26 protein-coding genes and 1 pseudogene are annotated in these 26,594 nt (G+C 73.5%); 13 read left to right on the forward strand and 14 right to left on the reverse strand.

Going from position 1 to position 26,594, the window contains the following annotated elements; translation table 11 throughout:
- The first annotated feature begins 230 nt into the window (after nt 1-230).
- Together ABT048_RS16410 and ABT048_RS16415 are read left to right on the forward strand one after the other, a co-directional pair.
- Complete coding sequence (locus ABT048_RS16410; protein WP_350522063.1) at nt 231-803, forward strand: carboxymuconolactone decarboxylase family protein; 573 nt, start codon at nt 231-233, stop codon at nt 801-803.
- Nucleotides 804-1,114: 311 nt separating this feature from the next.
- A complete protein-coding gene (locus tag ABT048_RS16415) occupies nt 1,115-1,927 on the forward strand; it encodes a class I SAM-dependent methyltransferase (protein WP_350522064.1) in 813 nt (270 codons plus the stop codon).
- An 80-nt stretch (nt 1,928-2,007) separates the two neighbouring features.
- Here the strand turns inward: ABT048_RS16415 and ABT048_RS16420 are convergent, their stop codons facing one another.
- Together ABT048_RS16420 and ABT048_RS16425 are read right to left on the reverse strand one after the other, a co-directional pair.
- Complete coding sequence (locus ABT048_RS16420; RefSeq protein WP_350522065.1) at nt 2,008-2,427, reverse strand: TOBE domain-containing protein; 420 nt, start codon at nt 2,425-2,427, stop codon at nt 2,008-2,010.
- Between the two features lie 201 nt (nt 2,428-2,628).
- The gene (locus ABT048_RS16425; RefSeq protein WP_350522066.1) at nt 2,629-3,885 is read right to left on the reverse strand and encodes an alpha/beta hydrolase; all 1,257 of its coding nucleotides are present in this window, start codon (nt 3,883-3,885) and stop codon (nt 2,629-2,631) included.
- Between the two features lie 82 nt (nt 3,886-3,967).
- On the opposite strand from ABT048_RS16425, the gene ABT048_RS16430 reads away from it, so the two are divergent.
- Nucleotides 3,968-4,453, forward strand: coding sequence for a MarR family transcriptional regulator (locus ABT048_RS16430; RefSeq protein WP_350522067.1), 486 nt, complete (start codon nt 3,968-3,970; stop codon nt 4,451-4,453).
- 67 nt (nt 4,454-4,520) lie between these two features.
- On the opposite strand, the pseudogene ABT048_RS16435 reads toward ABT048_RS16430, so the two are convergent.
- Nucleotides 4,521-4,607: pseudogene (locus ABT048_RS16435) on the reverse strand (DNA-binding response regulator); the annotation flags it as partial.
- A 158-nt stretch (nt 4,608-4,765) separates the two neighbouring features.
- The gene (locus ABT048_RS16440; RefSeq protein ID WP_350522068.1) at nt 4,766-6,124 is read right to left on the reverse strand and encodes an MFS transporter; all 1,359 of its coding nucleotides are present in this window, start codon (nt 6,122-6,124) and stop codon (nt 4,766-4,768) included.
- Between the two features lie 196 nt (nt 6,125-6,320).
- Between ABT048_RS16440 and ABT048_RS16445 the strand changes: the two genes are divergently transcribed.
- From ABT048_RS16445 to ABT048_RS16460, 4 genes are all read left to right on the forward strand, one after another.
- A complete protein-coding gene (locus ABT048_RS16445; protein WP_350522069.1) occupies nt 6,321-7,751 on the forward strand; it encodes a condensation domain-containing protein in 1,431 nt (476 codons plus the stop codon).
- 34 nt (nt 7,752-7,785) lie between these two features.
- Nucleotides 7,786-8,883, forward strand: a complete 1,098-nt coding sequence (locus ABT048_RS16450) for an alkene reductase (protein ID WP_350522070.1) — start codon at nt 7,786-7,788, stop codon at nt 8,881-8,883.
- A 64-nt stretch (nt 8,884-8,947) separates the two neighbouring features.
- Entirely contained in the window at nt 8,948-9,916 is a 969-nt protein-coding gene (locus ABT048_RS16455) for an NAD-dependent epimerase/dehydratase family protein (protein WP_350522071.1), read from the forward strand.
- A gap of 279 nt (nt 9,917-10,195) precedes the next feature.
- Nucleotides 10,196-11,005, forward strand: coding sequence for an AAC(3) family N-acetyltransferase (locus tag ABT048_RS16460; RefSeq protein WP_350522072.1), 810 nt, complete (start codon nt 10,196-10,198; stop codon nt 11,003-11,005).
- Nucleotides 11,006-11,137: 132 nt separating this feature from the next.
- Here ABT048_RS16460 and ABT048_RS16465 read toward each other — a convergent pair whose 3' ends face one another.
- The 5 genes from ABT048_RS16465 to ABT048_RS16485 all read right to left on the reverse strand — a co-directional run bounded on the left by ABT048_RS16465 (nt 11,138) and on the right by ABT048_RS16485 (nt 16,625).
- On the reverse strand, nt 11,138-12,661 hold the full coding sequence (locus tag ABT048_RS16465; RefSeq protein ID WP_350522073.1) for a M1 family metallopeptidase: 1,524 nt from the start codon (nt 12,659-12,661) through the stop codon (nt 11,138-11,140).
- Between the two features lie 244 nt (nt 12,662-12,905).
- Nucleotides 12,906-13,778 carry a sulfurtransferase gene (locus tag ABT048_RS16470; protein ID WP_350522074.1) on the reverse strand — a complete coding sequence of 291 codons (873 nt, stop codon included), beginning with the start codon at nt 13,776-13,778 and terminating at the stop codon, nt 12,906-12,908.
- Nucleotides 13,779-14,003: 225 nt separating this feature from the next.
- Nucleotides 14,004-15,086 carry a methyltransferase domain-containing protein gene (locus ABT048_RS16475; protein WP_350522075.1) on the reverse strand — a complete coding sequence of 361 codons (1,083 nt, stop codon included), beginning with the start codon at nt 15,084-15,086 and terminating at the stop codon, nt 14,004-14,006.
- Between the two features lie 165 nt (nt 15,087-15,251).
- Nucleotides 15,252-15,587, reverse strand: a complete 336-nt coding sequence (locus ABT048_RS16480) for a hypothetical protein (protein WP_350522076.1) — start codon at nt 15,585-15,587, stop codon at nt 15,252-15,254.
- A 153-nt stretch (nt 15,588-15,740) separates the two neighbouring features.
- A complete protein-coding gene (locus tag ABT048_RS16485; protein ID WP_350522077.1) occupies nt 15,741-16,625 on the reverse strand; it encodes a polysaccharide deacetylase family protein in 885 nt (294 codons plus the stop codon).
- A 220-nt stretch (nt 16,626-16,845) separates the two neighbouring features.
- Between ABT048_RS16485 and ABT048_RS16490 the strand changes: the two genes are divergently transcribed.
- A complete protein-coding gene (locus tag ABT048_RS16490) occupies nt 16,846-17,703 on the forward strand; it encodes an SAM-dependent methyltransferase (RefSeq protein ID WP_350522078.1) in 858 nt (285 codons plus the stop codon).
- Nucleotides 17,704-17,825: 122 nt separating this feature from the next.
- Here ABT048_RS16490 and ABT048_RS16495 read toward each other — a convergent pair whose 3' ends face one another.
- Entirely contained in the window at nt 17,826-18,695 is an 870-nt protein-coding gene (locus tag ABT048_RS16495) for an Fpg/Nei family DNA glycosylase (RefSeq protein ID WP_350522079.1), read from the reverse strand.
- A 179-nt stretch (nt 18,696-18,874) separates the two neighbouring features.
- On the opposite strand from ABT048_RS16495, the gene ABT048_RS16500 reads away from it, so the two are divergent.
- From ABT048_RS16500 to ABT048_RS16520, 5 genes are all read left to right on the forward strand, one after another.
- Nucleotides 18,875-19,336 (forward strand): SRPBCC family protein, encoded by a 462-nt coding sequence (locus tag ABT048_RS16500; protein WP_350522080.1) that lies wholly within the window; start codon nt 18,875-18,877, stop codon nt 19,334-19,336.
- Nucleotides 19,337-19,434: 98 nt separating this feature from the next.
- On the forward strand, nt 19,435-20,094 hold the full coding sequence (locus ABT048_RS16505; protein ID WP_350522081.1) for a hypothetical protein: 660 nt from the start codon (nt 19,435-19,437) through the stop codon (nt 20,092-20,094).
- 164 nt (nt 20,095-20,258) lie between these two features.
- Entirely contained in the window at nt 20,259-21,053 is a 795-nt protein-coding gene (locus ABT048_RS16510) for a DsbA family protein (protein WP_350522082.1), read from the forward strand.
- Nucleotides 21,050-21,685 carry a vitamin K epoxide reductase family protein gene (locus tag ABT048_RS16515; protein WP_350522083.1) on the forward strand — a complete coding sequence of 212 codons (636 nt, stop codon included), beginning with the start codon at nt 21,050-21,052 and terminating at the stop codon, nt 21,683-21,685. The genes ABT048_RS16510 and ABT048_RS16515 overlap by 4 nt, the downstream gene beginning before the upstream one ends.
- 88 nt (nt 21,686-21,773) lie before the next feature.
- Complete coding sequence (locus tag ABT048_RS16520) at nt 21,774-22,361, forward strand: dihydrofolate reductase family protein (RefSeq protein WP_350522084.1); 588 nt, start codon at nt 21,774-21,776, stop codon at nt 22,359-22,361.
- On the opposite strand, the gene ABT048_RS16525 is transcribed toward ABT048_RS16520, so the two are convergent.
- The 4 genes from ABT048_RS16525 to ABT048_RS16540 form a co-directional block, all read right to left on the reverse strand.
- Nucleotides 22,342-23,424, reverse strand: coding sequence for a hypothetical protein (locus ABT048_RS16525; protein ID WP_350522085.1), 1,083 nt, complete (start codon nt 23,422-23,424; stop codon nt 22,342-22,344). The two genes, ABT048_RS16520 and ABT048_RS16525, sit on opposite strands and share 20 nt — an antisense overlap.
- Nucleotides 23,425-23,480: 56 nt before the next feature.
- Nucleotides 23,481-24,479, reverse strand: coding sequence for an adenosine deaminase (locus ABT048_RS16530; protein WP_350522086.1), 999 nt, complete (start codon nt 24,477-24,479; stop codon nt 23,481-23,483).
- A gap of 69 nt (nt 24,480-24,548) precedes the next feature.
- Entirely contained in the window at nt 24,549-25,838 is a 1,290-nt protein-coding gene (locus tag ABT048_RS16535; protein ID WP_350522087.1) for an MFS transporter, read from the reverse strand.
- Nucleotides 25,835-26,428, reverse strand: a complete 594-nt coding sequence (locus tag ABT048_RS16540) for an ArsR/SmtB family transcription factor (protein ID WP_350522088.1) — start codon at nt 26,426-26,428, stop codon at nt 25,835-25,837. Before ABT048_RS16540 ends, ABT048_RS16535 begins: the two co-directional genes overlap by 4 nt.
- Between the last annotated feature and the right edge of the window lie 166 nt (nt 26,429-26,594).

Raw genomic sequence — 26,594 nt, forward strand, 5'->3', positions numbered from 1 at the left:
GTTCTCCTCAGGTCCGGTCGGGATCTCGTCAAGGCCGCGGAGCCGTGGCCGCCGGGCCGAGACCCGGGGCCGAGGGGTCAAGGCCCCGGCGTCGAGGCCGCAGGAATCCTCGCGGACTGTAGCGAACCCGCCGCCCGCCCGGCGTTGATTTTTTTTCCGCCGCCTGTCACATCCGGCCGCCCTGCGGTGTCTTCATGCCCGAACGAGCCACCACACAGGGAGGAAACCCCATGGCACTCCGTCTGCCGAAGGCCCAGCTGCCCGCCGAACTCGGCGAGACCATGGTCAAGGCGTTCGGCGCCGTCTTCGAGCCCACCGAGGTCCTCTGGCACAACCCGGAGGTCGCCGTCTCGAACCAGGAGTTCGCGGGGCGGATCGCAGCCTGGCACGCGCTCGACGAGAGCCTCAAGTCCTTCGCCCACATGGCCGTGGCCTCGCTGGTCGGCTGCAGCTGGTGCCTGGACATCAACTACTTCCAGGCACAGAACCAGGGCCTGGACCTCGCCAAGGCGAGCCGGGTGCCGGACTGGCGGGCCTCGGACGTGTTCACCCCGCTGGAGCGGGACGTGATGGCGTACGCCGAGGCGATGTCCGTCACGCCGCCCACCGTCACCGACGAGCAGTACGGGGATCTGCTCGACGTCCTCGGCCCGGCGGCGATGGTCGAACTCACCGCCTACGTCGCCTTCGTCAACATGGCCGCCCGGAACAACATCGCCAACGGCGTCTCCTCGCAGGGCTTCTCCGACTCCTGCGCGGTCCCGCTCGCCGGGCGCCCCGCCACCGGAGGGCGCCCGGCATGACCGGGACCCCGACCGGCGATCCGTTCGTCACCCACCGCAGACCCGGCTCGACCGGCCGACGGCCCTCAGCCGCTGACCACCCCGCGGCAACCGGCCCTCAGCCGCTGACCGCCCCCACGGCAACCGGCCCCGCCCGGTAGCCGCCCCCGGTCGCGCGGCGGTGTTCCGAGCCCCCTCGCAACACCGCCGCGCCCCTTTCCCGCCGGACACACCCGTCCATCACGTACCGTGTTCGGGCAACCACCGGTTTGGGTACGTACCTCGGCGCGTCCGACGGCCGGGCGCCCACCGAGCAGGAGACCCAGCGGCCCATGGACCACAACCGCATCCCCCCGACCGTACGGCAGACCTACGGCGCCGGCGATCTGTCCAAAGCAGCCAGCTTCGCAGGAGGGTTCATCAACTTCGGCGACTGGCACGGCATCGACCTCACCGCCCTCACCCCCGAGGACCGGGTGCACAGTCAGGAGCAGCTCTACCGGCGGGTGTTGCGGGCCCTGCCCGAGCCGCACGAACGGCTGCGTCTGGCAGAGGTCGGCTGCGGTCGCGGCCTGGGCGCGGCCCTCGCGCTGCGCGAGTTCCGCTTCGCGGCCGTCACCGGCGTCGACATCCACCCCGACCAGGTCGAACGCGCCCGCGCCGTCAACGCCAAGGCGCTGGCCACCTACCCCGACCGGCTCGGCTACACCATCGGCGCGGCCGACGAACTCCCCTTCGCCGACGCCTCCCTGGACGGCCTGTACTCCGTCGAGGCCGCCCAGCACTTCCGCGAACTGACCGGCTTCGCCCACGAGGCCGCCCGCGTCCTCCGCCCCGGCGGTCGGCTCGCCGTCACCACCTTCTTCGCCGCCGAGGGCCCCGAGATCGCCGAACGGCTCAGCATCCTCCTCGCCAGCTTCGCCGACGGCCTCGACGTCCCGCACACCCTCGCGGGCTTCACCACCGACCTCGCCGGGGCCGGCTTCACCAGCGTCCGCGCCGAGTCCATCGGCCCGGACGTCTGGCCCGGCCTCGACCGCTACCTCACCGACACCGTCCCGCCCGGCCACTGGACCCGCAACTTCCTCCCCGCCTGGCGCAACGGCCTGCTCGACTACCACCTGGTCACGGCCACCCGCCCCTGAACCCACGCGATTCGGTGCCGGCCCACAGCCGGCCGCGGCCCGTCCCCTGCCCGGGGGGACGGGCCGCGGCGTGCCCGGGCTCAGGCGGTGGCGAGCGAGACCTCGGTCGACTTGATCAGGGCCACGACGGCGCGGCCCTCCGCCAGGTCGAGATCGGCGCAGGCGTCCGCGGTGATCGCCGCGGTCAGCTCGCCGCCGTCCACGGCGACCTTCACACCGGCCATCGCGGCTCCGCTGGTCACGGCGGAGACGGTGCCGGGGAGCTGGTTACGGATGCTCAGGCCCTCGACGGGGCCGGTGGCCAGGGCGACCTCGGTCGACTTCACCAGGGCCCGCACCCGACTGCCCTCGTGCAGGCCGAGGTCCTTGACCGCGTCCCGGGTGACCGCAGCGGTGAGGTCGCGGCCGCCGTCCAGCCGGAGCCTGACGGTGGCCATCACCTCGCCCTCGGCCACGGACGTGACCGTGCCGGACAGCTGGTTGCGGATGCTCAGACTCATGACGGGTACCTCGATCTCGGGTCGTCGGACTGTTCCACGGGGTCCGGGTCGCGCACCTCCACCGTAGTCGGGGAAAACCGCAGCTCACAGCAGTCGGCGTGGCGCCGGGCAGCTGCCAGGACAAATCGCCGGACACCCTCGCAGCTGCGCTCGGGCCCCGCGGGCCGGGCCCGTCGGCCCGCCCCGCGGCGGCGTCCCGCCTCAGCCCCGACGGACGACCGCCAGCCGGGTCGGGGCCGCACCGCGCCACCAGGTGGGGTCGGCGCTGCCGTCGGTGGTGCGGCCGTCGCGATGGACGTAGTGGCGCACGTCGCGGCCCGGCTCGGCGAATCGGCCGGCGAGGGCGCGCTCCAGCCACTCGGCGCCGAACCGGAACGCCTCGGCCGCCACGCCGCCGAGCGGATGGAACTCGTCCTCGTAGACCCGCAGTTCCTTCGGCGCCCGGATCCGCTCGAAGCTCTCGATCGCCTGGCCGAGGTCGGTGAGCTCGTCGAACTCGCCGATGCCGTACAGCACCGGGCAGGTGATGTCGGCGACCAGGTCGCCGAGCGGCATCTGCCGGGCGAGGTCGCGATCGAAGGCCGCCTCGTCGGTGTACCCGGCCATGTACATGTAGTTGTTCTTGAAGGTGGGCTGGGCGCGCTCGAAGATGGTCGCGAAGTCGCCGGTGACGGCCTCGAACGCGGCGAGCGCGGCCAGGCGCCCGTCGGTGGCGGCCGCCCGGGAGCCCCAGTAGCCGCTCATCGAGATGCCGAACATGCCGATCCGGGTCTCGTCGACCTCCGGGAGCCCGGCCAGGTGGTCGAGGTAACGGCCGATCGCCCGCTCGTAGTTGGTCAGATCGACGGTGAGCCCGCCGGCCCGGCTCTCGCCCTGGCCGGGCCCCTCGACGGACAGCGCGACCATCCCGCGGGAGGTGTAGTACCGCTCGGCCGCCCAGATGTAGTCCTCCTTGATCATGTCCATACCCGGGCCGAGGATGACGGCCGGCGCGTTCTCCACGGGGCCGGCGGGCAGGTGCAACAGGGCGTGGATCGTGGAGCCCTCGAAGTCCAGCTCCACCCGCCGCACCCGGCCGTCGCGCAGCGCGCCCAGCCGGGCCACGCAGTGGTCGGCGCGCTCACGCATGGCCGCCTTGCGCGGGTCGGCCGCGTCGAAGATCGAGTACTGCGCGCGGCCCCACATCACCGCGGCCCGCAGGTAGAGGTCGGCGGCGGTCTGCGAGAAACCGCCGCGCTCGTGGTGAGCGGCCCTCTCCTCGGCCTGGCCGGCCACCGTCGCCCACGCCTTGGGCAGCATCGCACCGCTGCGGACCAGCGCGAAGACCTTCGCGAAGTCGGTGTGGTCGTGGCCGAGCTGCTCCATGGTCCCGACGGCCTCGGGGTGCAGCGCATCGAATCCACCCTGAGCGAGGGCGATGTCCAGGGCCCAGCTCTGGCCGGTCGAACGGACGGTCATGAAGGTCTCCTTCTGGGATCGGAGCAAGTAGCTAAGTACTTAATTTGTAAGTACTTAGCTATTAAGTACTTAGACTAAGCTGTTGTCAACCCACCACGGAGGACCGACCATGGCCGACCGGCCGCCCGCCCCCGAGCGCGCACAGGCGCTGGACCGCCTGGCCCGCGCCGCCTACCGACTCAGTGCCTCCGACGCCCGCCTGCGCGGTCGCGCCACCCGCACCCCTGGGGCCCTCTCACTCACCCACGCCCGTGCCCTGCGCACGCTGGCCGACCAGGGCCCGTTGACCATCAGCGCACTCGCCGCGGGCACCGAGACCACCGGAGCCGCCACCACCCAACTGGTCAACGGCCTGGTCGCGGCCGGGTACGTCACCCGCACCCGCCCGCCGGAGGACAAGCGCTCCGTCGTGGTCGCGCTCACCGACGACGGGCGCGAGCGGCACCGACAGCGCCAGGAAGCACTCACCGAGGCCCTGCACGCCGACCTCGCCGACTACGACGCCGACGACCTCGACCGCGCCACCGAGGTCCTGCACCGGCTGTCCGCCGTCTACGACCGACTCTGACGGGAGCCCCGACGGAGCCGACTCCGACGGGGCCCGGCCCTGCACGGCGTCACGCCCGGAGGAACTCCAGCACCGCCAGCACCCGGTGCCCGAACCGCGCCAGCAGGCCGACCAGCCCTTCGCGCAGCAGCACGCCGTCCTCGGCGACCACCACCCGCGGGCCCTCCGCCGGGCGGACTGCCGACCGTCAGTGTGCCGTCCACGACGGCGATCCGGTCGGCCGGCCCGGTCAGTCCGGTCCCGCGCTCCGGGCCGGCGCCGCCGCGCGCCGACCCCGAACGCGTCGGGCCGGCAGCGCCGACGCCCGCAGGCTCAGCCGACCCCGGCCCCGGCCCCCGCCCGCTTCGCCGGCTCGCCCGCGGGGACGTCGGGCGCAGCGGCCGACGCACCGGGAGCAGCGGCAGTCGCACCGGGAGCCGTCGGGCCCGCCAGCGCCGCCAGCCGGCGCAGGCTGGCCCGGCGCTGGAGCGCGCCGAGGCCGACGGTCGCGGCGCCGAGGCCCAGCCAGCCGACCGGTCCGGCCGCCATCACCACCCCGGTCAGCAGCAGTGGGCCCACCGACTTCTGCACCGACTGGGACATCCCCGCCACCCCCAGGTAGGAGGCCCGGGCCCCCGGCGGCGCCAGGACGACCGCCAGCTCCCAGGAGCTCACCGACCGCATCAGCTCCGCCAGGGTGACCAGCATCGCCGCGGCCAGCAGCGCGATCGAGGCGGTCCACGGCCCGCCGCCGGTGGCGAGCACGATCAGCAGGCAACTGCCGAACAGCGTCACCCCGTACCAGCCCACCGCTGCGGCCGCCCCGCGCGGGCCTTCCGCCAGTGCCGAGACGCGCAGTTGCAGCAGCACCACGAGCACCGTGTTGAGGACCAGGAAGACCGGCACGACGGCGCGCGGCGCGTCGGTGTGGTGGACGAGCCAGAGCGGCAGGCCGACGTTGAGGATCGAGTCGTCCAGGTTCAGCGGCATGTCCAGCAGGACGAACAGCAGGTAGCCGCGGTCGCGCCAGGGGCTCGGCGCGGCGGACGGGACCGCGGCCGGCTCCGCACCGGAGGCCGCCGTCACCAGGCCGCGTCCGGTGGGCTCCCGGGTGCGCCAGACCAGGACGGCGGCCAGGACGAAGGAGAGTCCGTTGGCCAGGATCAGCGTGCGGTAGGCGGCCGTGGTGCCCACCGCGAGGCCGATCGCCGAGATGCCCGCACCGAGCGCGTACCCGGCGTTGGCCACGCTGCGGAACAGCGCCTGGTAGGTGGCGCGCCGCTCGCCCGCGACCCGGGTGGCGAACAGCATCTCCAGGGTCTTGGCGGCCCGCTCGGCCAGGCAGGTCAGGGCGACCACGGGGAGCAGCGCGCCGAAGTCGTCGACCACCAGCAGCAGGCCCATGGTCCCCAGCCGCAGCAGGTGGCACCCGATCAGCAGCCACCGCACCGGCACCCGTTCGGCCGCCCGGCCGGCCAGCGGGGAGCCGGCGATCCCGGCCACCGCGCCCACTCCCAGCAGCAGGCCGAGCTGCCGGGCGTCCATCCCGCAGACGTAGGTGAAGTAGAGCACCGAGGCCGCCGCCCACACCCCGGTCCCGGTCCGGTCGACGCACTGCGCCAGCAGCATGGTGCGCGCATCCCGGCCGCCCGGAGGCTTCCGCAGCTGCGCGATCAGTCCGTTCCCCCGCATGGCAGGCCCCCGTTTGCATGATCGGCATCAATCTCGACATCAAGATACTTCACATCAAGACAATCAGGGAACCCCCTCCCCCGGCCGGCCGCGCCCTCGACGCGCCGCGAGCCGTGCGCCACACTCTCCCCAGCAGCACCCGCGCTCCCAACGCACCGGCACGACGCCATGACCACCGCACTACGGAGAGCACACGGTGAGCACACGTCAACCGCTGGAGATCGCCTTCTCGTCCGGACGGGCCGGGTCCGGACCCGCCACCTGGGGCCAACACGCCATCTGGGACGCCGTCCGCCGGCTCGCCCCGGCGGACGCGCCGCGCTACAACATCACCACCGCCGCGCCACTGAACCCGGGGCTGCCACTGCCCGTCGTCCTGGGCGCACTGGAACAGCTGCTGCACCTGCACGACTCGCTGCACACCCGACTGCTCCCGGGCGAGGACGGCCGACTGCGCCAAGTCCTCGACCCCGAAGGAACGTTGGCAGTCGAGGTGCGGTCCGCCACCCCGGCCGAAGACCCGGCGGACCTCGGCGCCCGCCTGCACGAGGAACTTGCTGCCCGCCCCTTCGACACCGCCACCCGGTGGCCGATCCGGGTCGGCGTGGTCGTGGCGGACGGCCTGGCCCGGCACATCAGCCTGGTGCTCTCCCACACGGCCGTGGACGGCTCCGGGATGAGCCGGCTGGTCGCGGACCTCACCGCACTCAGCCTCGGCCACTCGCCCGAGCAGCTGGCAGGGCTCCGCGAACCGGCCCGACAACCGCTGCAGGAAGCCGAGTTCCAGCTCTCGGAACGCGGAGTCCGACGGGACACGGCGGCCCGCAAGCAGTTCGTCCGCAAGCTGCGCCTGGGCCCGCCCCGGCTGTTCCCGCCGACCGGCGGAACCCCCGCCGCCGACGCCCCCGCCGCCGACGCCCCCGCCCGCTTCCCGAACGCCGTGCTCCGCTCCCCCGCCCTGGCCCGGGCGGTCGAGCAGGTGGCCGCGGCCCACCGGGTGAGCACGTCCTCCGTGCTGCTCGCCGCGGTCGCCACGATGACCGCCGAACTCGCCGGCCGGACGGAGGTCGTGCTGAACGTGGTCGTCAACAACCGCTTCCTGCCCGAGCTGGCCAACGCGGTCGGCGTGGTCGCGGGCGACGGACTGTTCCATCTCCCCGACACCACGGGCGAGTTCGGCGAGGTGGTGCGCCGCACCCACGCGGCCGCGATCGGCACCTACCGCCACGCCTACTTCGACAAGCTCGCCCTGGCCGCGGAGGTCGACCGGCTCACCACCGAGGGCGTCGAACTCGCCGACCGCTCCTGCGTGTTCAACGACACCCGCGAGCTACTGCCCGCGGCACCCGACCCCGGCCACGACCGGACCACCCTCACCTGGCCGGTGGAGTTCGAGCCGCGCCCCGGCCTGACCTACGCCCTGGACGCCCTGCAGTCCCCCGAGGCACTCAGCCTCGCCATGACGGCGGACCCTTCGGTCATCCCGCGCCCGGCGATGGAGCGGTTCCTCCACGGCATGGAAGAGTTGGTCCTCACTGAGGCCGTCACGGTGGCCGCGACGACCACGGCCCCGCCGACCACCCCGCCGACCAACCCGCCGAGCACCGGGGAGGCCGCCGGCGCTTGAACCTGACATTGGTGTCAGGTTCTACGGTTCCGGCATGACCACCACCACGGAATCCCTGCTCAGCCCGTACCGCCTCGGCTCGCTCGACCTCCCCAACCGCCTCGTCATGGCCCCGATGACGCGGTACCGGGCAGCCGAGGACGGTACGCCGCTGCCCGTCGTCGCCGAGTACTACGCCCAGCGCGCGAGCGCCGGCCTGATCGTCACCGAGGGCATCTGGCCCAGCAGCCGCGGCCAGTCCGGCTGGCACCTGCCGGGCCTGGAGACGCCCGCGCACGTGGCCGGCTGGCGTGCCGTCACCGAGGCCGTGCACGCGGCCGGCGGGCGGATCGTCGCGCAGCTGATGCACGGCGGCCGCCAGGGCCACCCGCTCAACCGGCTGCTGGGCGACCTGCCGGCCGGCCCCTCCGCCGTGATGGCGCCGGGCCCGGTGCACGTCAAGGGCGGCGGCAAGGCCGAGGCCGTCACCCCGCGCGAGATGACCCGCGAGGAGATCCGCCAGGCGGTCACCGACCACGTCGACGCCGCCCGCAACGCGCTCGCCGCCGGCTTCGACGCCGTCGAACTGCACGGCGCCAACTCCTACCTGATCCACCAGTTCCTGGCCGACAACACCAACCTGCGCACCGACGAGTACGGGCCCCGCACACTCGCGGACCGCCTGCGCTTCCCGGTCGAACTGGTCACCGCCGTCGCCGACGCCATCGGCCCCGACCGCCTCGGCCTGCGGCTGTCCCCCGGCAACCCGCAGTTCGGCATGCACGAGGCCGATCCGGCGCCGGTCTACCGGGCGCTGCTCACCGAACTCGACGACCTCGGCCTGGCCTACCTCCACCTCACCGACAACGACGACTACCCGGCCCTGGCCGACCTGCGCCCCCGCTGGTCCGGCCCGCTGATCGGCAACGTCGGCGAGAACCGCGCCGCCACCGACCGCGAACGCGGCGAGGCGGTACTCGCCGCCGGACTCGCCGACCTGGTCTCCTACGGCCGCGCGTTCATCGCCAACCCCGACCTGCCGGAACGTTTCGCCGCCCACGCCCCGCTCACCCCCGTCGACCACACCCACCTCTACGGCCAGACCGCCACCGGCCTCACCGACTACCCCCGGCTCACCGACCGAACCCGCTGACCGACCCGCCCCGCCGCCCGTCCGCACCCGCATTCCGGCCGGCACCAAGCCCTAGCCTGGCGCCATGCGGATCCTCGTCCTCGGCGGCACCTCCTTCGTCGGTCGCACGATCGCCGACGACGCCCTGCGCAGCAGCGCCGACGTCACCCTGTTCAACCGCGGCCGGACCAACCCCGGCCTCTTCCCCGCCGCCCGCCATCTGATCGGCGACCGCGACACCGGTGACCTCGACGCCCTGCGCGACGGCCGGTGGGACGCCGTGGTGGACGTCAGCGGCTACCGCCCGCGCCACGTCGACCAGGCCGTGGACGCGCTCGGCGACCGGGTCGGCCGCTACCTCTTCGTCTCCAGCCACGCGGTGTACCGGGGTGACGGCCTCGCCCCCGGCTCGGACGAGTCGGCACCGCTCCGGGCCCCGCTGCTCGACGCCGAGCACCTCACCCAGGAGACCTACGGCCGGCTCAAGGTCGCCTGCGAGGAGCACGTCACGGCCCGCTACGGCGACCGGGCGACCGTCGTGCGGCCCGGCAAGGTGGCCGGGCCGCACGACGAGCACCGCGGACTCACCTACTGGGCGCGCCGGGCGGCGCGCGGCGGGCGGATCGCGCTGCCCGGCCGCCCGGAGCAGCCGGTCCAGCTGGTCGACGTGCGCGACCTCGCCCGGCTGGTGCTCCGGCTGCTCCAGGACGACCGGCCGGGCGCCTTCCACGCCGTGGGCCCGGCCGAACCGACCACCCTGGGCGGGCTGATCGCCACCTGTGCCGAGGTCGCGGGCACCGAGGTGGACGTCGTCCCGGTGCCGCCGGAGACCGCTCCCCGGCCGTTCTTCCCGCTGGTCCGGGCCGAGCCGCTCTGGCCCGGCCAGCAGCGCGACCCGGCCCGGGCCCGCGCCGCCGGGCTGCCCGCGACCCCGCTCGCCGTCACCGTCGCCGACGTGCTCGCCTGGGACCGCGGCCGAGGCGAACCGCCGCTCGGCCACGGCTTCACCCCCGAGCAGGAGGCCCGGGCCCTCGCCGAGGCGGACCGCCGCTGACCCCCGCCACGGGCCCCGCCGGCGCGACGTCGCCTGCTCGAACACCGTAGCCCTCGGTGAACTGACTCAGGGCACCCCCGTCCTGACCGGTTGTCAGTGGCACCGGTTATGGTCGACCCCGAACGATCGCACCACCACGACACCGTCCGCGCACCGGCGTTCGCTCCGGGCGCCGCACCACGCCACACCGGGCCGCACCCGGTCCGCAGCAGTCTCCGCACCACGCCACACCGATCGGCACCTCGATCAGCACCGACTCCGGCTTCACCAGGGGGCACCATGACCACACCGGGCACCACCCCGCTCACCACCGCCGACCTCGTGGAGGGCTGGCGCCGGGTGGGCGTCCGCGAGGGCATGGCGCTGATCGTGCACTCCTCGCTCTCCAGCCTCGGCCGGGTCGAGGGCGGCGCGGCGGCCGTGGTGGCCGCCCTGCGCGAAGCGGTCGGGCCGTCCGGCACGGTCGCGGCGCCCACCTTCACCACCGGGACGGTCTGCGACCCGGTCCCCGGGCACACCGGGGCGCCCACCGCCGCGACGGCCGAACTGCGCGCCGCCGTCCCGCTGTTCCGGCCCGATCTCCCCTCCGGTACGGGTGCGGTGGCGGAGGCCCTGCGCGCCCTGCCGGAGAGCCTGCGCAGCACGCACCCGCAGGTCTCGGTCGCCGCCGTCGGGGCGCACGCCCGCGAGGTCACCGCCCGCCGCTCGCTGGGCTTCGCCGTCGGCCGGGAGTCGCCGTTCGGCGCGCTGCACGACCTCGGCGGCCATGTGCTGCTGGTGGGTGTCGGGCACAACCGCAACACCTTCCTGCACTACGCCGAGACGTTCGCGCCCAACCGCCGGCTCAAGCTCCGCCGTTTCCCGATGGCGGTCCAGGGCGAGCGGGTCTGGATCGAGGCGCCGGACGTGGGGGACGACAACGACACCCACTTCCCGGTCGTGGGGCGGGAGTTCGAGGAGCAGGCGGGCATCCGCGAGGTGCTGGTCGGCGCGGCGCCCTGTCGGCTGGTCCCGGTCCGGGGCCTCATACCCTTCGCCGTCCGCCGCCTCACCGAGCTGCTGGCGGCGGACGGCTCCGGAGCGGCGTAGCCCGGCCGCCCGTTCACGTGCGAACGGCCGCCCGGGCCACGCCCGTCACCTCACGTCACCGCACCGCGTCCCGTTCCGTCGCACGGCCGGGCGCCGGTGCATGGCACCAGTGCCCGGCGCCAGTACCCGGCGTCAGTGCCCGGCGTCGTGCAGGGAGTTGGTCTCCTGGATCTTCTTCCAGGACTTCGGCTCCGCCGGCAGCTGCCCGTCCGCCCTGCCCGCGCCCGGCGCCAGCGAGGCGGCCGCGGCGGCCGGCGGAACGGGCCCGGTCGCGGGCTTCGCGGCGGTGAACAGCCAGGTCCGGAAGAGGTCGCCGAGATCCGTCCCGGAGATCTTCTCCGCGTACGCCTGGAACTCCGGGATGGTGGCGTTGCCGTAGCGGCGCTCGGTGGGCCAGCCCTTGAGGATCCGGAAGAACTTCTCGTCCCCGACGGCGTTGCGCAGCGCCTGGATGGCCACCGCGCCCCGGTCGTACACGGCGCCGGAGAACTGGTCGTCGGGGCCCGGGTCGCCCGGCTTGACCTTCCAGAACGGGTCGTCGGCCGGGTGCGAGGCGTACACGTAGTCGGCGAGCTCCTGCGCGGTGCCCTCGTTCTCGTGCTCGGACCAGAGGAACTGCGAGTACCGGGCGAAGCCCTCGTTCAGCCAGATGTCGCTCCAGCGCGAGAGCGAGACGCTGTCGCCGTACCACTGGTGGGCCAGCTCGTGGACGACCACCGAGGTGTTGGCGCCGCGCGCGAACTGCCGGGGGCTGTAGAAGACCCGGGTCTGGGTCTCCAGCGCGAAGCCGGTCGGGACGTTGGGGACGTAGCCGCCGACCGAGCTGAACGGGTAGTCGCCGAAGTAGCCGCTCAGCCAGTCGACCAGCTCGCCGGTCCGCTCCACGCTGGCCCTGGCCGCGTCCGCGTTGTCACCGAGGTCCTTGCTGTACGCGTTGTAGACCGGCAGCCCGCTCGGCGTGGTGTCGGTCGTGACGTCGAACTTGCCGACCGCGAGGGTGGCCAGATACGTCGCCTGGGGCTTGGTCTCGCGCCAGCTGTAGCGGGTCCACCCCGCCGAGGAGGAGGTGCCGGTCAGGGTGCCGTTGCTGATCACCTGGTTGCCGTCGGGTACCAGCACGGAGACGTCGAAGGTGGCCTTGTCGCTCGGGTGGTCGTTGCTCGGGAACCACCACCAGGCCGATTCCGGCTCGCCGGCCGCCACCGCGCCGTCCGGGGTGCGCAGCCAGGCGGTGAAGCCGTACTTCTTCACGGTGGACGGCACGCCCTTGTAGCGGACCACCACGGTGGCCTGGCTGCCCTTGGCGAGCGGCCGGGCGGGCGTGACCTCCAGCTCCTGCTCGCCGCTGGTGGTGAACGCCGCGGGCCGCCCGTTGACCCGGACCTCGGAGACGTTCAGCGCGAAGTCGAGGTTGAACCGGGAGAGGTCCTGGGTGGCGGTGGCCAGGATGGTGGTGGTGCCTTCGAGTTCGTCGGTGGCGGGCTGGTACTTCAGCCGGATGTCGTAGTGCGAGACGCGGTATCCGCCGTTGCCGTAGGTCGGGTAGTAGGGGTCGCCCGCCCCGGCCGCGCCGGGTTGGAAGTCGGATGCCGAGGCGGGGACGGCCAGGAACAGGCTCAGGGCGCTGGCAGCAGAGACGATCAGCCTCTTGCGCACGTGGTCCTCCAGGGATCACCGGAACGATGGGATCGAACGATGGGTCGGATCGATCCATGTCCCGGCAGTCCCCGCTCCACTCCCGGATCGTGAGATGTTCATGAAAAGAAACGCGCCGAAATGACACCGTCGCAGCAATGCCGCGACGCCGTCACCTCACCCCATCGGCACCTTCACCCCCGTCGGCACCCCCGCCCCGCACCGGCCCCCGCCCCCGCCCGCCGCGCAGGCCGTCACCCGCCGCTCAGGCCCCGAGCGTCACCGGCGCCCGCACCAGCGAGCCGTACTCCGTCCAGGAGCCGTCGTAGTTCTTCACGTGCGGGTACCCGAGCAGCTCGGTGAGCGCGAACCAGGTGTGCGCGGACCGCTCCCCGATCCGGCAGTACGCGATCACCTCGCGCTCCGTCTCCACGCCCTTGCCCGCGTACAGCGCGCGCAGCTCCTCCGCCGACCGGAACGAGCCGTCGTCGTTGGCCGCCTGCGACCAGGGGATGTTGATCGCGCCCGGGATGTGCCCCGGCACCTGCGCCTGCTCCTGCGGCAGGTGCGGCGGCGCGATCAGCTCGCCGCGGAACTCGGCCGGCGAGCGGACGTCCACCAGGACGGCGTCCGCCCCGGGCTTGGCGAACACCTCGGCCTTGGCCAGCACCTCGTCCCGCAGCGCCCGCAGCTCCGGCCGCTCGGGCCCGGTCAGCCGGTAGCCGGTGTGCTGGTAGTCCATCACCTCGCGGGTCAGCTCGCGGCCCTCCAGCTCCCACTTCTTGCGCCCGCCGTCCAGCAGCCGCACCGGCCCGAAGCCGCGCAGCCGCAGCAGCCAGTAGGCGTACGCGGCGAACCAGTTGTTGTTGCCGCCGTACAGCACCACGGTGGTGTCGTCCTCGACCCCGGCTGCCCGCAGCAGGTGCTGGACGCCGTCGCGGTCGGCGTAGTCGCGGCCGACCTTGCTGTGCAGGTCGGTGGTCCAGTTCCAGCCGACCGCGCCGGGGATGTGGTCCCGGTCGTACGCGGTGGTGTCCTCGTCCACCTCGACGACCCGGATCGTCCCGTCGTCCAGGTGGTGGGCCAGCCACTCGGTGTGGACCAGTGCCTCGGGGTGTGCGTAACCGTTGCCGGTCATCCCGGGCCCTCCTTGCCTGCCGTGGGCGTGCCGCGTCGCCGTGAACGCGCGCTCGGCCGCGCGCGTCGGGCACCGGCGACCGGACCGGACAGTTCGAACGTACGCCGACCGCCCGGCCCCGGCCACCCCTGCCGGCCGCCGCCCCGGCCACCCCTGCCGGCCGCCGCCCCGGCCGGGCCCCGCCCCGCGGGCCTCGCACCCCGCACCGGCGACCCGCCCCGCCGCTCAGCCCTTCGCCGCGCCGTCCGGCCGGGCCACGTAGTACAGGTTCAGGATGTCCCCCTCGACCCGTTCCACCTCGACCGACCCGAACCCGGCCTCGGCCAGCATCCGCCGGGCGGTCTGCTCGCCCCACACCGTCCCGAGCCCCTCCCCGCCCTCGCCGAGCGAGACCGTCATGCAGTAGAAGGTCGAGAAGGTGTAGAGCGCGGGGGCCAGCGGGTGTTCGACGTTCTCCTCCAGTCGGCTGCTGGCGGCGACGTCGCCCATCAGGAAGACCCCGTCGGGCCGCAGCGCACCGGCGATGGCGGCGAGCGTGCCGGTCGGCCGGGCGAGGTCGTGGATCACGTCGAACGCCATGACCAGGTCGTACGATCCGCTGATCGCGGCCGAGTCCGCCACCTCGAACCGGGCGTTGTCCAGCCCGAGTTCGGCCGCCGAGGCGCGGGCGGCGGCGATGCCGTTCTCGGCGATGTCGATCCCGGTCACCCGGCTGGCCGGGAAGGCCTTCGCCAGCACCGTGACGGCGTGCCCCTCCCCGGTGCCGACGTCCAGCACGTCGATCCCGGTCCGCAGCCGCTCGGCCAGTCCGGGCACCAGCGGCACGATCGCGTCCACCAGCGCCAGGTCGTACACCCGGGCGCTCTCCTCGGCCTGGAGCTGCTGGAAGCGCGGGTAGGCCGAGTACGGCATCCCGCCGCCGCTGCGGAAGTGGCCGAGCAGCTCCTGCTCGACCTCGCCCATCATCGCCAGGAACGGCATCATGGCCGCCAGGTTGTCCGACCCGGCCGCCCGGGTCAGCGAGGCCGCGTGCTCGGGCGGCAGCGCGTAGGTGCGCCGCTCCGGGTCGTACTCGACGAAGCCGGCGACGACCATGCCGCCCAGCCATTCGCGGACGTAGCGCTCGTTCATCCCGGCGGCCCGCGCGACCTCCTCGCTGGTGGACGGGGCGAGACCCGCCATCACGTCGAAGAGCCCGGTCTGGTGTCCGAGGCTGGTCATCAGCCCCAGGCAGGCGTCGTTCAGGACGTCCACCACGCGCCCGGCGAAGGCCTCCTGCTTCTCCGCGTCCAGTTCCCGTACGGACATCGTTCCTCCTCCGTCGGCGGGACCAGCGAAACCCTCCCGTCCTCACGCTACGCCGCCGCCGTGAGCGCCCCAACAGAAGGCGACCCGGACGGCAGAAGGGCGGCCCCGACGACCGGTCACAACCGGTCACCGGGGCCGCCCCGCAGGTCGTCCGTGCCGTCGGCCTCAGGAGAAGACGACCGAGCGCAGCTTCAGCCGGTCACCGAGCCGCTTGCCGGGGTTCATCACGTAGAAGGTGTCACCGTTGCAGTCGAAGTCGAGGAAGACCGTGGCCGTGGAGCTGGTGAAGTTCTCCGGCGCGAAGGCCGGGTCGAGCTCGGTGGCGCCGAACAGGTTGATGCACTTGCCGCTCTCCGGGTCGGCCAGCCCGGCCGGGACACCGACCGGGGGAACGCCGACCTTGTAGAGGAAGTCGCCGACGGCGGCGTTGGCCGAGGTGGGGACGGCGCAGACGAGGGCGACGGCGCTGGCGACGGCGAGAACGGTGTTGCGGAGACGCATGGGTGAGGGCCTTTCAGGTGGTACGCGGCGGTACCCGGTTAATCGGTGCGAGATCACCCTAGAGGCCCAAAATCCGCAGAAACGGTTCTTCCAATCCACCCATTCGAGTGGTTTCGAGGGAATAGCCGCTACCCGCCGCCCATGGGAGTGCCCTCAGTTCGGCGGAGCCGTGAAGAAGTACCCCGAGTCCACGAGCACCGGCAGGTACGCCTTCAGCGCCGCCAGCGTCTGCGAGCGGTCGCCGCCGCCGTCGTGGTTGAGCACGATCGACCCCGGCCGGACGTCCTTGAGGACGGTGTCGATGATCGCCGAGGTGCCCGGGCGGGACCAGTCCCGCGGATCCACCGACCAGGCCATGTTCCGCATCCCTAGCTCCGCGGCCACCTTGAGCGACTCCGTGGACCAGTCCCCGCCCGGCGCGCGGAACCAGGTGGGCTGTCGGCCGGTGGTCGTGTGCAGCAGGTCGGAGGTGCGCACCAGTTCGTCCCGCACCTTGGTGGCGGACAGGCTCCGCAGGTCCGGGTGGGTCCAGGTGTGGTTGGCGATGTGGTGGCCGTGGTCCGAGATCTCCCGCACCAGCGCCGGGTGCTCGGTCGCGTTCTCACCGATCAGGAAGAAGGTCGCCCGGATCCCGTACTGCTGGAGCAGCGCCAGCACGGTGGGCGTGTGCCGGGGATCCGGCCCGTCGTCGATGGTGAGCGCCACCACCTTCCGCGCCGCGTCCAGCTCGTACACCGGCTTGGTCTCGGCCTCGGTGAGCACCTTGCGCACCGGCACCACGCCCGGCGCGGCGGTGGCCGAGGGGGAGGCGGAGGCCGCGGCCGAGGGCGCCGCCGGGGCGGAGGCGGCCGCGGCAGCGCCGGGCGCCCCGGCGGACCCGGCCGGCATCACCGGCAGGGCGGTCTCGTCCACGCCCGCCTCGGCCGCGACCTCCTCGCTGCTCCAGGGGGCCCGGCAGCCGGCGGCCGTCCCCAGCAGGGACATCCCGGCCGCGACCAGCAGCAATCTTCGCGAAGTAATCTGACGATCTGACAGCATTCTGAATGCATCCCCCGAGTGGCGCCGTCGCTCCCCGGAGGCAACTCCTACGGACCCGATCACCACTCGCACGGCTCAACGGCGACCGGGCGCGCACCCCGCCCGCCCCCGATCTCCCGGTCTCCCCCGCCGGCCTTCCCGGCCGGGCGCCCGGCCTCCCGACCGGACCGCTACGCTGAGCCTTCTCCAGTGTGATGATCTGCCATCAGAGGACGTGGCCATGACGACAAGTCAGGACTTCCCCCAGCAGGGTCCGCAGGACGACGCCGCCGAGCCGAGCCAGTGGGAACGTTTCGGCGTCGACACCACCACTCCGCACTCGGCCCGCGTCTACGACTACTGGCTGGGCGGCAAGACCAACTTCCCGCCGGACCGCGCCATGGGGCAGGCCATCGAGGAGGCCGTGCCGAGCGTCAAGGAGATGGCCAAGGCCAACCGCGCCTTCCAGGGCCGGGCCGTCCGCCACCTGGCGCAGGAACACGGCATCCGCCAGTTCCTCGACCTCGGCACCGGCATCCCCACCTCGCCCAACACCCACGAGATCGCCGAGTCCGTCAGCCCCGGCACCCGGGTGGTCTACGTCGACAACGACCCGATCGTGCTCGCCCACGCCCGCGCGCTGATGGTCTCCAGCCCGGCCAGCCGCACCACCTACATCCACGCCGACCTGCGCAAGCCCGAGGAACTGTTCGCCGACCCGGCGCTCACCTCCACCCTGGACCTCGACAAGCCGGTCGGCCTGCTGATGATCGCCGTGCTGATGCTGATCGCCGACGAGGACGACCCGTGGGGCCGGGTCGCCGCCCTGCGCGACTCCCTGCCCGTCGGCAGCTGCCTCGCCCTCACCACCCCCACCCAGGACTTCGACCCGGAGGCCGTCGGCAAGGTCGCCGAGGCCGCCCGGGCCGGCGGGATGACCCTGGTGCCGCGCACCTACGACGACGTGGTCCGCTTCTTCGACGGCTGGGAGCTGGTCGAGCCGGGCGTCGCCCCGGTCCTGGGCTGGCGACCCGACGGCGAGCCGCCGGCCGACCCGAAGGCCGCGTACTACTGGGGCGGCGTCGCCATCAAGCGCTGAACCGGGCGGCGGGCGGGACGGCCCCGTGCCGTCCCGCCCGTCCGACCGGCCGACCCGATCGGTCCACCCCGTGCCGACCCACCCCGACCAACCCGCCCCGTGCCGGCCCGCCCCGGCCGGGCTCACTTGAGCAGCCGCGACATCCGCCGGTCCGCCAGCGGCTTGCCCCCGGTCTGGCAGGTCGGGCAGTACTGCAGCGAGGAGTCCGCGAAGGACACCTCCCGCACGGTGTCCCCGCAGACCGGGCAGGGCAGGCCGGTCCGGCCGTGCACCCGCAGACCCAGCTTCTTCTCCGCCTTCAGCTCCCCCGCCGCCAGCCCGTGCGAGCGCTCCACCGCCTCGCGCAGCGTGCCGCCGAGCGCCTCGTACAGCCGCGCCGTCTCCTCCTCGTCCAGGCCGGACGCCAGTTTGTACGGCGACATCCGCGCCGCGTGCAGCACCTCGTCCGAGTAGGCGTTGCCCACCCCCGCCAGCACGGTCTGGTCCCGCAGCACGCCCTTGATCCGGCGCCGGTCGGCCCGCAGCAGTGCGGCGAAGGCGTCCAGGGTGAAGTCCGGGTCCAACGGGTCCGGACCGAGCCTGGCCACGCCCGGCACCTCGGCCGGGTCCTTCACCACGTAGACGGCGAGGCCCTTCTTCGTGCCGGCCTCGGTCAGGTCGAAGCCGTCCCCGGCCTCGCCCTCCAGGCGCAGCCGCAGTGCCAGCGGGTTCTTCGGGCTCGGCCGCGGCGGCTCGGCGGGCAGGCTGTCCTTCCAGCGCAGCCAGCCGGCCCGGGCCAGGTGGACCACCAGGTGCAGCCCGCCGGCCTCGATGTCCAGGAACTTGCCGTGCCGGGTCACCGGGCCGACCGTCCGCCCCTCCAACGCCGTCACCGGCGGGTCGTACGTCTTCAGCGCGCTGATCGCCACCGGCTGCACCCGGGCGATCACCCGCCCGGTCAGCCGTTCGGACAGGAAGGCGGTCAGCGCCTCGACCTCGGGCAGCTCCGGCATGCGCCCAGTCTCCCCCACCCCACCGCCCGCCGCGCGCCCTGCCCGTCCGCCGATCGCCCTGGCCGCCCGTCCCCACCCGCGCTTCGTCTGCCGCCGCCGACCTCCCGCCCCTTTCCGCCACCCATTGCCCGCCCCCAGCCCGAAGCGCAGGCTGGAACGGAGGGAGGTGCCCCGCCACCATGAGCACCCTTGAGGAACAGATCGACATCGCCGCCCCCGTGCTCGCCGCCTGGGAGCAGCTGCACCGGGTGCACGAGTACCCGCGGTTCGTCGACGGCGTCCGCAGCGCCCATCCGCACGGACGCAACCTCGCCCACCTCGGGGTGGAGGTCGGCGGGGCCGAGCACGCGGTCGACACCGAGATCACCGACCGCGGCCGGGGCCGGGTGATGGCCTGGCGCACGCTGGAGCCGGTCCGGCTCAGCGGCGCGTTCGCCCTGCTGCCGCTCGACGCCCGGCACACCCGGGTGCAGATCCGGGTGGAGTACGACCCGGAGGCGGTGCACCGGGCGTTCGGCGGACCGCGCGGCTTCGCCCAGGCCGGGGCGATCGAGCGGACGGTCCGCGAGGACCTGGAGCACTTCCGGGAGCTGGTCGAGGACCGGATGAGCGCCGTCGATGACCCGCCGCAGGAGTCATAAGAAGCACATAAGCCCAGCTCAGCGCGGGTGGTGAGGCTCTTCACAGGACCCGGCCGACCCGGCCGTTCCGCTGTCGAGCTGTGGCAGACTCGGGTCCCATGGACATCGGCCCGGTCACCAGAACGCTCCGCGCGGCGGTCTTCGCCGCGCTGGTCGTGCTGCTCGCCGGGCTCGGCCAGGTGCTCGTCACCGGCCGCGCGCTGCCGGTCGGACCCTTGCTCCTCGCCTCGGTCGCCGTCTTCGCGGTGGCCCTCACCCTGGCCGGCCGCGAGCGCGGCTACCCGGCGGTCGCCGCGGTGTTCCTGCCGCTGGAACTGGGCGCCGGCGCACTGTTCGACGTCGCCCAGACCACCTGTCCCTCCCTGCCGCCCGGCTCCGGGCACGGCCTGCAGCCGCTGCTGTGCGGCGGCGGTTCGCTGGGGGGCTTCCTGCTCGGCCACGGCGTCTCCCAGCAGACCGGCGTGCTGCTGCTCCTGCTGCTGCACACGGTGATCGCGCTGGCGGGCGCCTACTGGCTGCGCCGCGCGGACGCCGCGCTGGCGGGCCTCGCCCGGACGGTCCGGATGCTGGGCGAGTTCCTGCACCGGCACCTGCCGGCCGCCGCCCGCTGGCTGCTGCTGCTCTCCGCGCCCGTCCCGGCCCGTCCGGTGGCGCGGGTGCCGTTCCCCCCGGCCAGCCGCGCGCTGGTCCCCGCCGAGGACGTCGTCGTCCGTCCGGCCGTCCGGCGCGGTCCGCCGGTGTTCGCCCTGGCCGTCTGAGCCCGTTCGCCCGACCCGGACCTCCCGCCCGCCGCGGGCCCTCCGCCCGCCCGAGCCCCCCGCTCGACCGGCGCGCCCCCGCTCACCCGGCCGTCTCTCCCCGCGCAGGCCACGACCGGCCGCGCCCGCACCTCCGCACGCCCGAGAGCACAGGACGACACCCCATGAGCAACAGCCGCAAGACCGACCAGAAGACCTCCGCCACCGAGCGCATGCGCACCGCCCGTGTCCAGGCCGAGCGCTCCGACCGCGTCCGCCGCCGGGTGGTGGTCGGCGCCGCCTCCGCCGCCGTGCTCGCCCTCGCAGCGGGCGTGGCCTTCGCCGTCGGCGGCTCCTCCGGCTCGGGTTCGAACGCCGCCGCCAACGGGCCGCTGGTCGTCCCGGCCAACGCGACCGGCGACGGCGGCACGGTGATCACCTACGGCAAGGCCGACGCCCCGCACACCCTGGAGATCTACGAGGACTTCCGCTGCCCGTACTGCGAGCAGCTGGAGACCACCACCGGCAAGACCGTCCAGCAGCTCGCCGACGACGGCACGTACAAGGTCGAGTACCACCTGGCGACGTTCCTGGACAGCAACCTCGGCGGCAAGGGCTCGCGCACCGCGCTGGCCGCCGCCGGCGCCGCGCTGAACGAGGGCGTGGACAAGTTCAAGCAGTTCCACGACGTGCTGTACGCCAACCAGCCGGACGAGCGCAGCGACGCCTTCGGCGACGTCAACCACCTCCTGGACCTGGCGGGCCAGGTGCCCGGGCTGAAGACCGACGCCTTCGTGAAGGCCGTCCAGGACGGCACCTACGCACCGTGGGCGGCGAAGGTCAACGAGGAGTTCAACAAGAGCGACGTCACCGGCACCCCGACCGTCAAGCTGGACGGCCGGAAGCTGGACGTCCTCACCAACGGCAAGGCCGTCTCCCCCGAGCAGTTCACCGCGATGGTCAAGCAGGTGACCGGGTGACCGCCCCCGCCGCCACGGCCGCCGCTCCCGCCGCCCGGACGACGTACGGCGCCGGCCGCCCGTTCGCCTGGCTGCTGCTGATCGGCGGCGCGGTCGGCCTGTTCGCCTCCGCGGTCCTCACCCTGGACAAGATCCGGCTGCTGAAGGACCCGTCCTACGTCCCCAACTGCAACATCAATCCGATCATCAGCTGCGGCTCGATCATGCGCAGCGAGCAGGCCGAGGCCTTCGGCTTCCCCAACTCGCTGATCGGGCTGGTGGCCTTCGGGGTCGTGGTCGCGGTCGGCGCCGGGCTGCTCGCGGGGGCGACGTACCGGCGCTGGTTCTGGCTCGGCCTGCAGGCCGGGACGGTCTTCGGGATCGGCTTCGTGACCTGGCTGATGTACCAGGCGCTCTACCGGATCGGCGCGCTCTGCCCGTACTGCATGGTGGTGTGGGCCGCGGTGATCCCGCTGTTCTGGTACACCACGCTGCACAACCTGCGCTCGGGCGTGATCCCGGTCGGCCCGCGCCTGCGGGTGGTCGTCCGCGAGGCGGCCCGCTACCACTGGGTCGTCCCGGCGCTCTGGTACGCGGTGATCGCGCTGCTGGTCCTCAACCGGTTCTGGTACTACTGGAGCACCCTGATCTGATCCCCGGTCCCGTCCGCCGTCCTCCCGTTCCCGCCCGGGGCGGGACGGGCGGGGCGGGCGGCGGGCCACTCCTCCCCGTGGGGGCGCCATGCGACGCAGGATCATCCTCTTCGTCTCGGTCTCGGTCGACGGCTACTTCGAGGGCCCGGACCACGACCTCGACTGGCACTTCGTGGACGACGAGGTGCACACCCACTTCAACCGCGAACTCGCCCGGATGGGTGCTTTCCTGTCCGGCCGGGTGACGCACGAGCTGATGGCCTCGTACTGGCCGACCGCCGACCAGGACCCGGCCGCCGACGCGCCGATGGTCGAGTTCGCGGGCATCTGGCGCGCGATGCCGAAGGTCGTCTTCTCCCGCACCCTCGACCATGCCGACTGGAACACCACGATCGTCCGCGAGGTGACCCCCGAGTCGATCGCCGCCCTCACCGCCGGCCCGGGCGGCGACCTCTGCCTCAGCGGCGCCAACCTGGCCGAGTCCTTCCTCGCCCAGGACCTGATCGACGAGTTCCGCCTCTACGTCCACCCCGTCGTCCTGGGCCGCGGCACCCTGTTCTTCCGCCCGACCGACCACCCCACCCCGCTCACCCTCAAGGACACCCACCGCTTCACCAACGGCGTCACCCTGCTGCACTACGCCCGCGAGCGCGGCGCTACGCCGGCAGCCCCGTGAGCTCGGTGAACGCCGCCGTGCCCGAGTAGCCGATCAGGAAGCCCACCAGCACACCGCCCCAGAAGTCCTCGACGGTGACGAACGACGGCGCCTCCGACTTCCGCGCCGCGAAGACGATCGCCGCCCCGCTCAGGATGACCGCGAGCACCAGCGAGCCGAGCGTGGTCCCCAGCGGCTGGTGGGCGAGCGCGCTCAGGCTCTGCGCCTCCTGGAGCGACCGGCCGAGGCTGCCGACCAGGCCGCCTGCCACCCCGCCGGTCATCACGTTCCACAGCGCCGCCTTGAGCGGGACGGTCAGCGCGGTGGTGTTGGCGAAGACCCTGCGGCGCTCGGATCCCGGTGTCCCGGGCAGCGGGCTCCCGGTCTGCTCCGGTGCGAGCCCGTAGACCACGTTGAGCTGCAGGCGGTAGCTCGCGGGGACGAAGAACGGGTTCCGGGGGGTGCCGAGGCGGATGGTCCAGACGTCGGTCGACCCCGGCTCCAAGGCGACCCCGCCGGGCAGCGAGCCGATCAGCGGCACGCGTTCCCGCTCGGCCGGGCGGTCGGCGAACAGCGTGACCTGCGCCTGCCCGCTCACCGAGACGTTGGTCCGACTGGCCCGTCCGTGCAGGTTCACCGTCGATTCGCCGGAGACGTCGAGGTTGAGCTGGTCGTCGGCGCCGTCGAGGCGCGCCTGGTCCCGGGTGTTCGCCTCTCGCAGCCGGTCGATCTCGTCGCGGATCCCCCACACCTGGTCGACGCTCTCCGGCGGGACCTCGGCCGACTCCTCCGCCAACTGCCGGATCCGGGCCTGCCGCTCCTTGACGGCCGCCGTCAACCGTGCGGCCTCGGCCTCCGGAAGGACCGGTTCCTTCGGCGGCTCGCGCAGTTCGGGCTTCCGCCAGAACAGCTGGGTCGGCAGGCTCATGTCCACCTTGTCGATCCACACCGGCACCGAGAACGGGTTCTTGATGTGCAGGTAGACCGTGAAGTCCGTGCCGGAGTACACCTGCGGGACGGAGAGGTCGACCGAGAGGTCGAGCAGCCCCAGCTGGCCCGGGGGCTGCGATGGCGGGGTGGTCACCCGGACAGGCTAGCCAGGCCGGCCCGTCCGGGTGGGTGGTTCGGCCGATCCGGCTGTCAGCCCTCCGTCGGGCCGAACGTGAAGTCCTCGACCTCCGCGAGGAGTTCGGCGCGCCGCCGGTCGTCGAGGAAGGAGGCGTGGAAGGAGTTGGCGGCCAGGTGGCGCAGGGTCTCCTGGTCCAGGCCGAGGGCCTCGCGGACAGCGCGGAAGTTGTCCTCGACGTAACCGCCGAAGTACGCCGGGTCGTCGGAGTTGACGGTGACCAGCAGGCCGGCCTCCAGCATCTCGCGCAGCGGGTGGTCGGCGAGCGTGTCGATGCAGCGCAGGCGCACGTTGGAGAGCGGGCAGAGGGTCAGCGGGACCTGCTCGCGGACCAGTCGGGCGACCAGTTCGCCGTCCTCCAGGCAGCGCAGCCCGTGGTCGATCCGCTCGACGCCGAGGACGTCCAGGGCCTCGGTGATGTACGAGGCCGGGCCCTCCTCGCCCGCGTGGGCGACGCGCCGCAGTCCGGCCTCGGCGGCCCGGCGGTACACCTCGCGGAACTTCGCCGGCGGGTTGCCGACCTCGGCCGAGTCCAGGCCGATGCCCGCGATCCGGTCGAAGTACGGGCGGGCGGCCTCGAAGGTGTCCAGCGCGGAGTCGGCGGACTCGTCCCGCAGGAAGCACATGATCAGCTGGGTGCTGATCCCGTACCGCTCCTCGCTGCGCGACAGCGCCAGGGTCAGACCGTCCACCACCACGCCGAGCGGCACCCCGCGCGCGGTGTGCGCCTGCGGGTCGAAGAAGATCTCCGCGTGCCGGACGCCCTGCTCGGCGGCCCGCGCCAGGTAGGCGTCGGCCAGGTCGGCGAAGTCGTCCTCGGTGCGCAGCACGGCCATCAGCGCGTAGTACAGGTCCAGGAAGGACTGCAGGTCGCTGAAGGAGTACGCGGTGCGCAGCTCCTCGGTGTCGGCGTACGGCAGGTCGACGCCGTTGCGGGCGGCGAGCTCGAAGGCGAGCTCCGGCTCCAGGGTGCCTTCGATGTGCAGGTGGAGTTCGGCCTTGGGAAGGGGCATCAGCGATCTGTCCGAGCAGTAGCGGGGAACCCGAAGGTACGGCAAGGATTCATCCTACGATCTTGGGGATCAGCGCACCGGTTCCGCCGCTCCGCCGGGCAAGTCCCGGACGGTCCGCAGCGGCGACAGCAGCGGCAGCACCGCGCACAGCGCCAGCAGGCCGGTCATCACCCACATGGTGGCCCGCAGCCCGATCGCCGCACCCAGTGCGCCGCCGGCCAGGGCCCCGAGCGGGATGGTCGCGTGGTTGGCGCACATCGAGGTGGCGGCCACCCGGCTGAGCAGCGCGGGCGGCAGGTAGGACTGCCGGAAGCTGTTGAGCACCACGTTGCAGAACACCACCCCGGTGACCACGACGAGCGCTCCCACCAGGTAGAGCACCATGCCGGGGCCGGGCCCGGCCAGGGCCATCAGCATGCCGAAGGGCGACAGCGCGAGCAGCACGATCCGCACCGCGCGGGCGGTGCCGAGGCGCCGACACAGCGGCCGGGCGGCCAGCGCGCCGAACACTCCGCCGACCGCGCCGGCCGCGGCGAGCCCGCCGACCCAGCCCGGGGCGACCCCGGCCGCCCGGATCAGGAACAGCGCGGTGATCGACTGGTAGCCGGTGAGCGCGAAGTTGGCGGCGGCGCCGTACAGCGTGAAGGAGCGCAGGTAGGGGTCGCGCAGCAGAAAGGCGAGGCCCTCCCGAGCCTGCCGCAGCAGCCCGTCCGGTCCGGGTTCGGTGGCGACCGGGCGGGGCTCGGTCCGGATCCGCAGCAGGGTCACGGTCGCGACCAGGAAGCTGACGGCGTCGGCGAGCAGCCCGGTCGTCGCACCGAGCACCTGGACGGTCAGGCCGGCCAGGCCGCGCCCGGCGACGGCGGCGGCCGAGGCGCTGCCCTGAAGCTTCGCGTTGCCCTCGATCAGGTGCTCGGGGGCCACCAGTTCGGGCAGGTACGCCTCGAAGGCCGCCTCGAAGAACACCGAGGAGACCCCGGTGAGCAGGGCGACCACCAGCAGCTGCGCCAGGGTGAGCACCCCGAGCCAGCCGGCCACCGGCACGCTCGCGAACAGCGCGGCGGAGCCCAGGTTGCAGCAGATCATCACGGCCCGTCGGGGCACCCGGCCGACCCAGACCCCGGCCGGCAGGCCGAGCACCAGCCAGGGCAGCCAGACGGCGGCGGTCAGCACGCCCGCCGCGAGCGGCCCGGCGTCCAGCACCACCACCGCGACCAGCGGCAGCGCGACGGAGGTGATGTTGCTGCCCAGCCGGCTGACGGTCTCGCCCGCCCAGAGCAGCCGGAAGTCGCGCTGGGCGAACAGCCCCCAGCGGGACCGGACTTCGGCGGGCTCCGGCGGGGCGGCGACCGCGCTCACGGCTTGGCCGGGACGCTGTGGGCGAACGCGAGCACGGTCTCCCGCTCGCGGCCGTCCTCGGGCACCGGGCGGTCCGCCCACTTCTGGATCACCGCGTGCAGGTCCGCCGCGAGGTCCCGGGCCTCCTCCGGGGTGAGTCGCAGCCAGCTCTGGGTGGCCACCGAGCAGCCGTCGCGCCATTCGGCCGGGTAGCCGCCGCGCCGCGCCGACCATTCGCGGACCAGCTCGACCTGGCGTTCCAGGAGGATCGAGCCGGCCGCGTCGGCGACCGCCTCGGTGACCGGGTCCCCGTCGAAGTCGGCCCTGGTCCAGCTGAGTTCGCGGTCGACGAGCCGCCACCAGCGCTCGCGCCGGTCCCGGGCGAGCTCGGCCGCCTCCTCGATCAGCCCGCTCTCGGCGAGCACCTTCAGGTGGTGGCTGACGTTGCCGACCGCCTGCTCGGTGCGCTCGGCCAGTTTCCCGACCGTGGCCGGGCCGTCCACCTTGAGCAGGTCGAGCAGGCGGCGGCGCAGCGGGTGGGTGAGGGCGGCGAGCACCCGGGAGTCGGAGATCGCCCGGGCGCCGCGTGGTTCGTCCGTGGTGTCGGTCATGCCGGGAGAATATCCACAAGACTTCTTGTACGACACTCCTTATACAATTCCCCTTGTTCAACCGGCCGGCCCGGGTCGGGGGGGGGGGCCCCCCCCCCCCCCCCCGGGGCCCCGCCCGCGCGCGCCGCCCCCGCGCGGCCGCCCCCCGCGCCCCCCCCCGCCGGGA

Source organism: Kitasatospora sp. NPDC096140 (assembly GCF_040303045.1).
In the GTDB taxonomy this organism is placed as follows: domain Bacteria; phylum Actinomycetota; class Actinomycetes; order Streptomycetales; family Streptomycetaceae; genus Kitasatospora.

Bases quoted from the DNA above. Each gene is read 5' to 3' on its own strand.
- ABT048_RS16530 (WP_350522086.1), bottom strand. From the start codon at position 24,479: ATGCCCCTTCCCAAGGCCGAACTCCACCTGCACATCGAAGGCACCCTG.
- ABT048_RS16485 (WP_350522077.1), bottom strand. From the start codon at position 16,625: ATGCTGTCAGATCGTCAGATTACTTCGCGAAGATTGCTGCTGGTCGCG.
- ABT048_RS16460 (WP_350522072.1), top strand. From the start codon at position 10,196: ATGACCACACCGGGCACCACCCCGCTCACCACCGCCGACCTCGTGGAG.
- ABT048_RS16510 (WP_350522082.1), top strand. From the start codon at position 20,259: ATGAGCAACAGCCGCAAGACCGACCAGAAGACCTCCGCCACCGAGCGC.
- ABT048_RS16455 (WP_350522071.1), top strand. From the start codon at position 8,948: ATGCGGATCCTCGTCCTCGGCGGCACCTCCTTCGTCGGTCGCACGATC.
- ABT048_RS16540 (WP_350522088.1), bottom strand. From the start codon at position 26,428: ATGACCGACACCACGGACGAACCACGCGGCGCCCGGGCGATCTCCGAC.
- ABT048_RS16505 (WP_350522081.1), top strand. From the start codon at position 19,435: ATGGACATCGGCCCGGTCACCAGAACGCTCCGCGCGGCGGTCTTCGCC.
- ABT048_RS16425 (WP_350522066.1), bottom strand. From the start codon at position 3,885: ATGACCGTCCGTTCGACCGGCCAGAGCTGGGCCCTGGACATCGCCCTC.
- ABT048_RS16495 (WP_350522079.1), bottom strand. From the start codon at position 18,695: ATGCCGGAGCTGCCCGAGGTCGAGGCGCTGACCGCCTTCCTGTCCGAA.
- ABT048_RS16500 (WP_350522080.1), top strand. From the start codon at position 18,875: ATGAGCACCCTTGAGGAACAGATCGACATCGCCGCCCCCGTGCTCGCC.
- ABT048_RS16490 (WP_350522078.1), top strand. From the start codon at position 16,846: ATGACGACAAGTCAGGACTTCCCCCAGCAGGGTCCGCAGGACGACGCC.
- ABT048_RS16415 (WP_350522064.1), top strand. From the start codon at position 1,115: ATGGACCACAACCGCATCCCCCCGACCGTACGGCAGACCTACGGCGCC.
- ABT048_RS16475 (WP_350522075.1), bottom strand. From the start codon at position 15,086: ATGTCCGTACGGGAACTGGACGCGGAGAAGCAGGAGGCCTTCGCCGGG.
- ABT048_RS16410 (WP_350522063.1), top strand. From the start codon at position 231: ATGGCACTCCGTCTGCCGAAGGCCCAGCTGCCCGCCGAACTCGGCGAG.
- ABT048_RS16470 (WP_350522074.1), bottom strand. From the start codon at position 13,778: ATGACCGGCAACGGTTACGCACACCCCGAGGCACTGGTCCACACCGAG.
- ABT048_RS16440 (WP_350522068.1), bottom strand. From the start codon at position 6,124: ATGCGGGGGAACGGACTGATCGCGCAGCTGCGGAAGCCTCCGGGCGGC.
- ABT048_RS16420 (WP_350522065.1), bottom strand. From the start codon at position 2,427: ATGAGTCTGAGCATCCGCAACCAGCTGTCCGGCACGGTCACGTCCGTG.
- ABT048_RS16520 (WP_350522084.1), top strand. From the start codon at position 21,774: ATGCGACGCAGGATCATCCTCTTCGTCTCGGTCTCGGTCGACGGCTAC.
- ABT048_RS16480 (WP_350522076.1), bottom strand. From the start codon at position 15,587: ATGCGTCTCCGCAACACCGTTCTCGCCGTCGCCAGCGCCGTCGCCCTC.
- ABT048_RS16450 (WP_350522070.1), top strand. From the start codon at position 7,786: ATGACCACCACCACGGAATCCCTGCTCAGCCCGTACCGCCTCGGCTCG.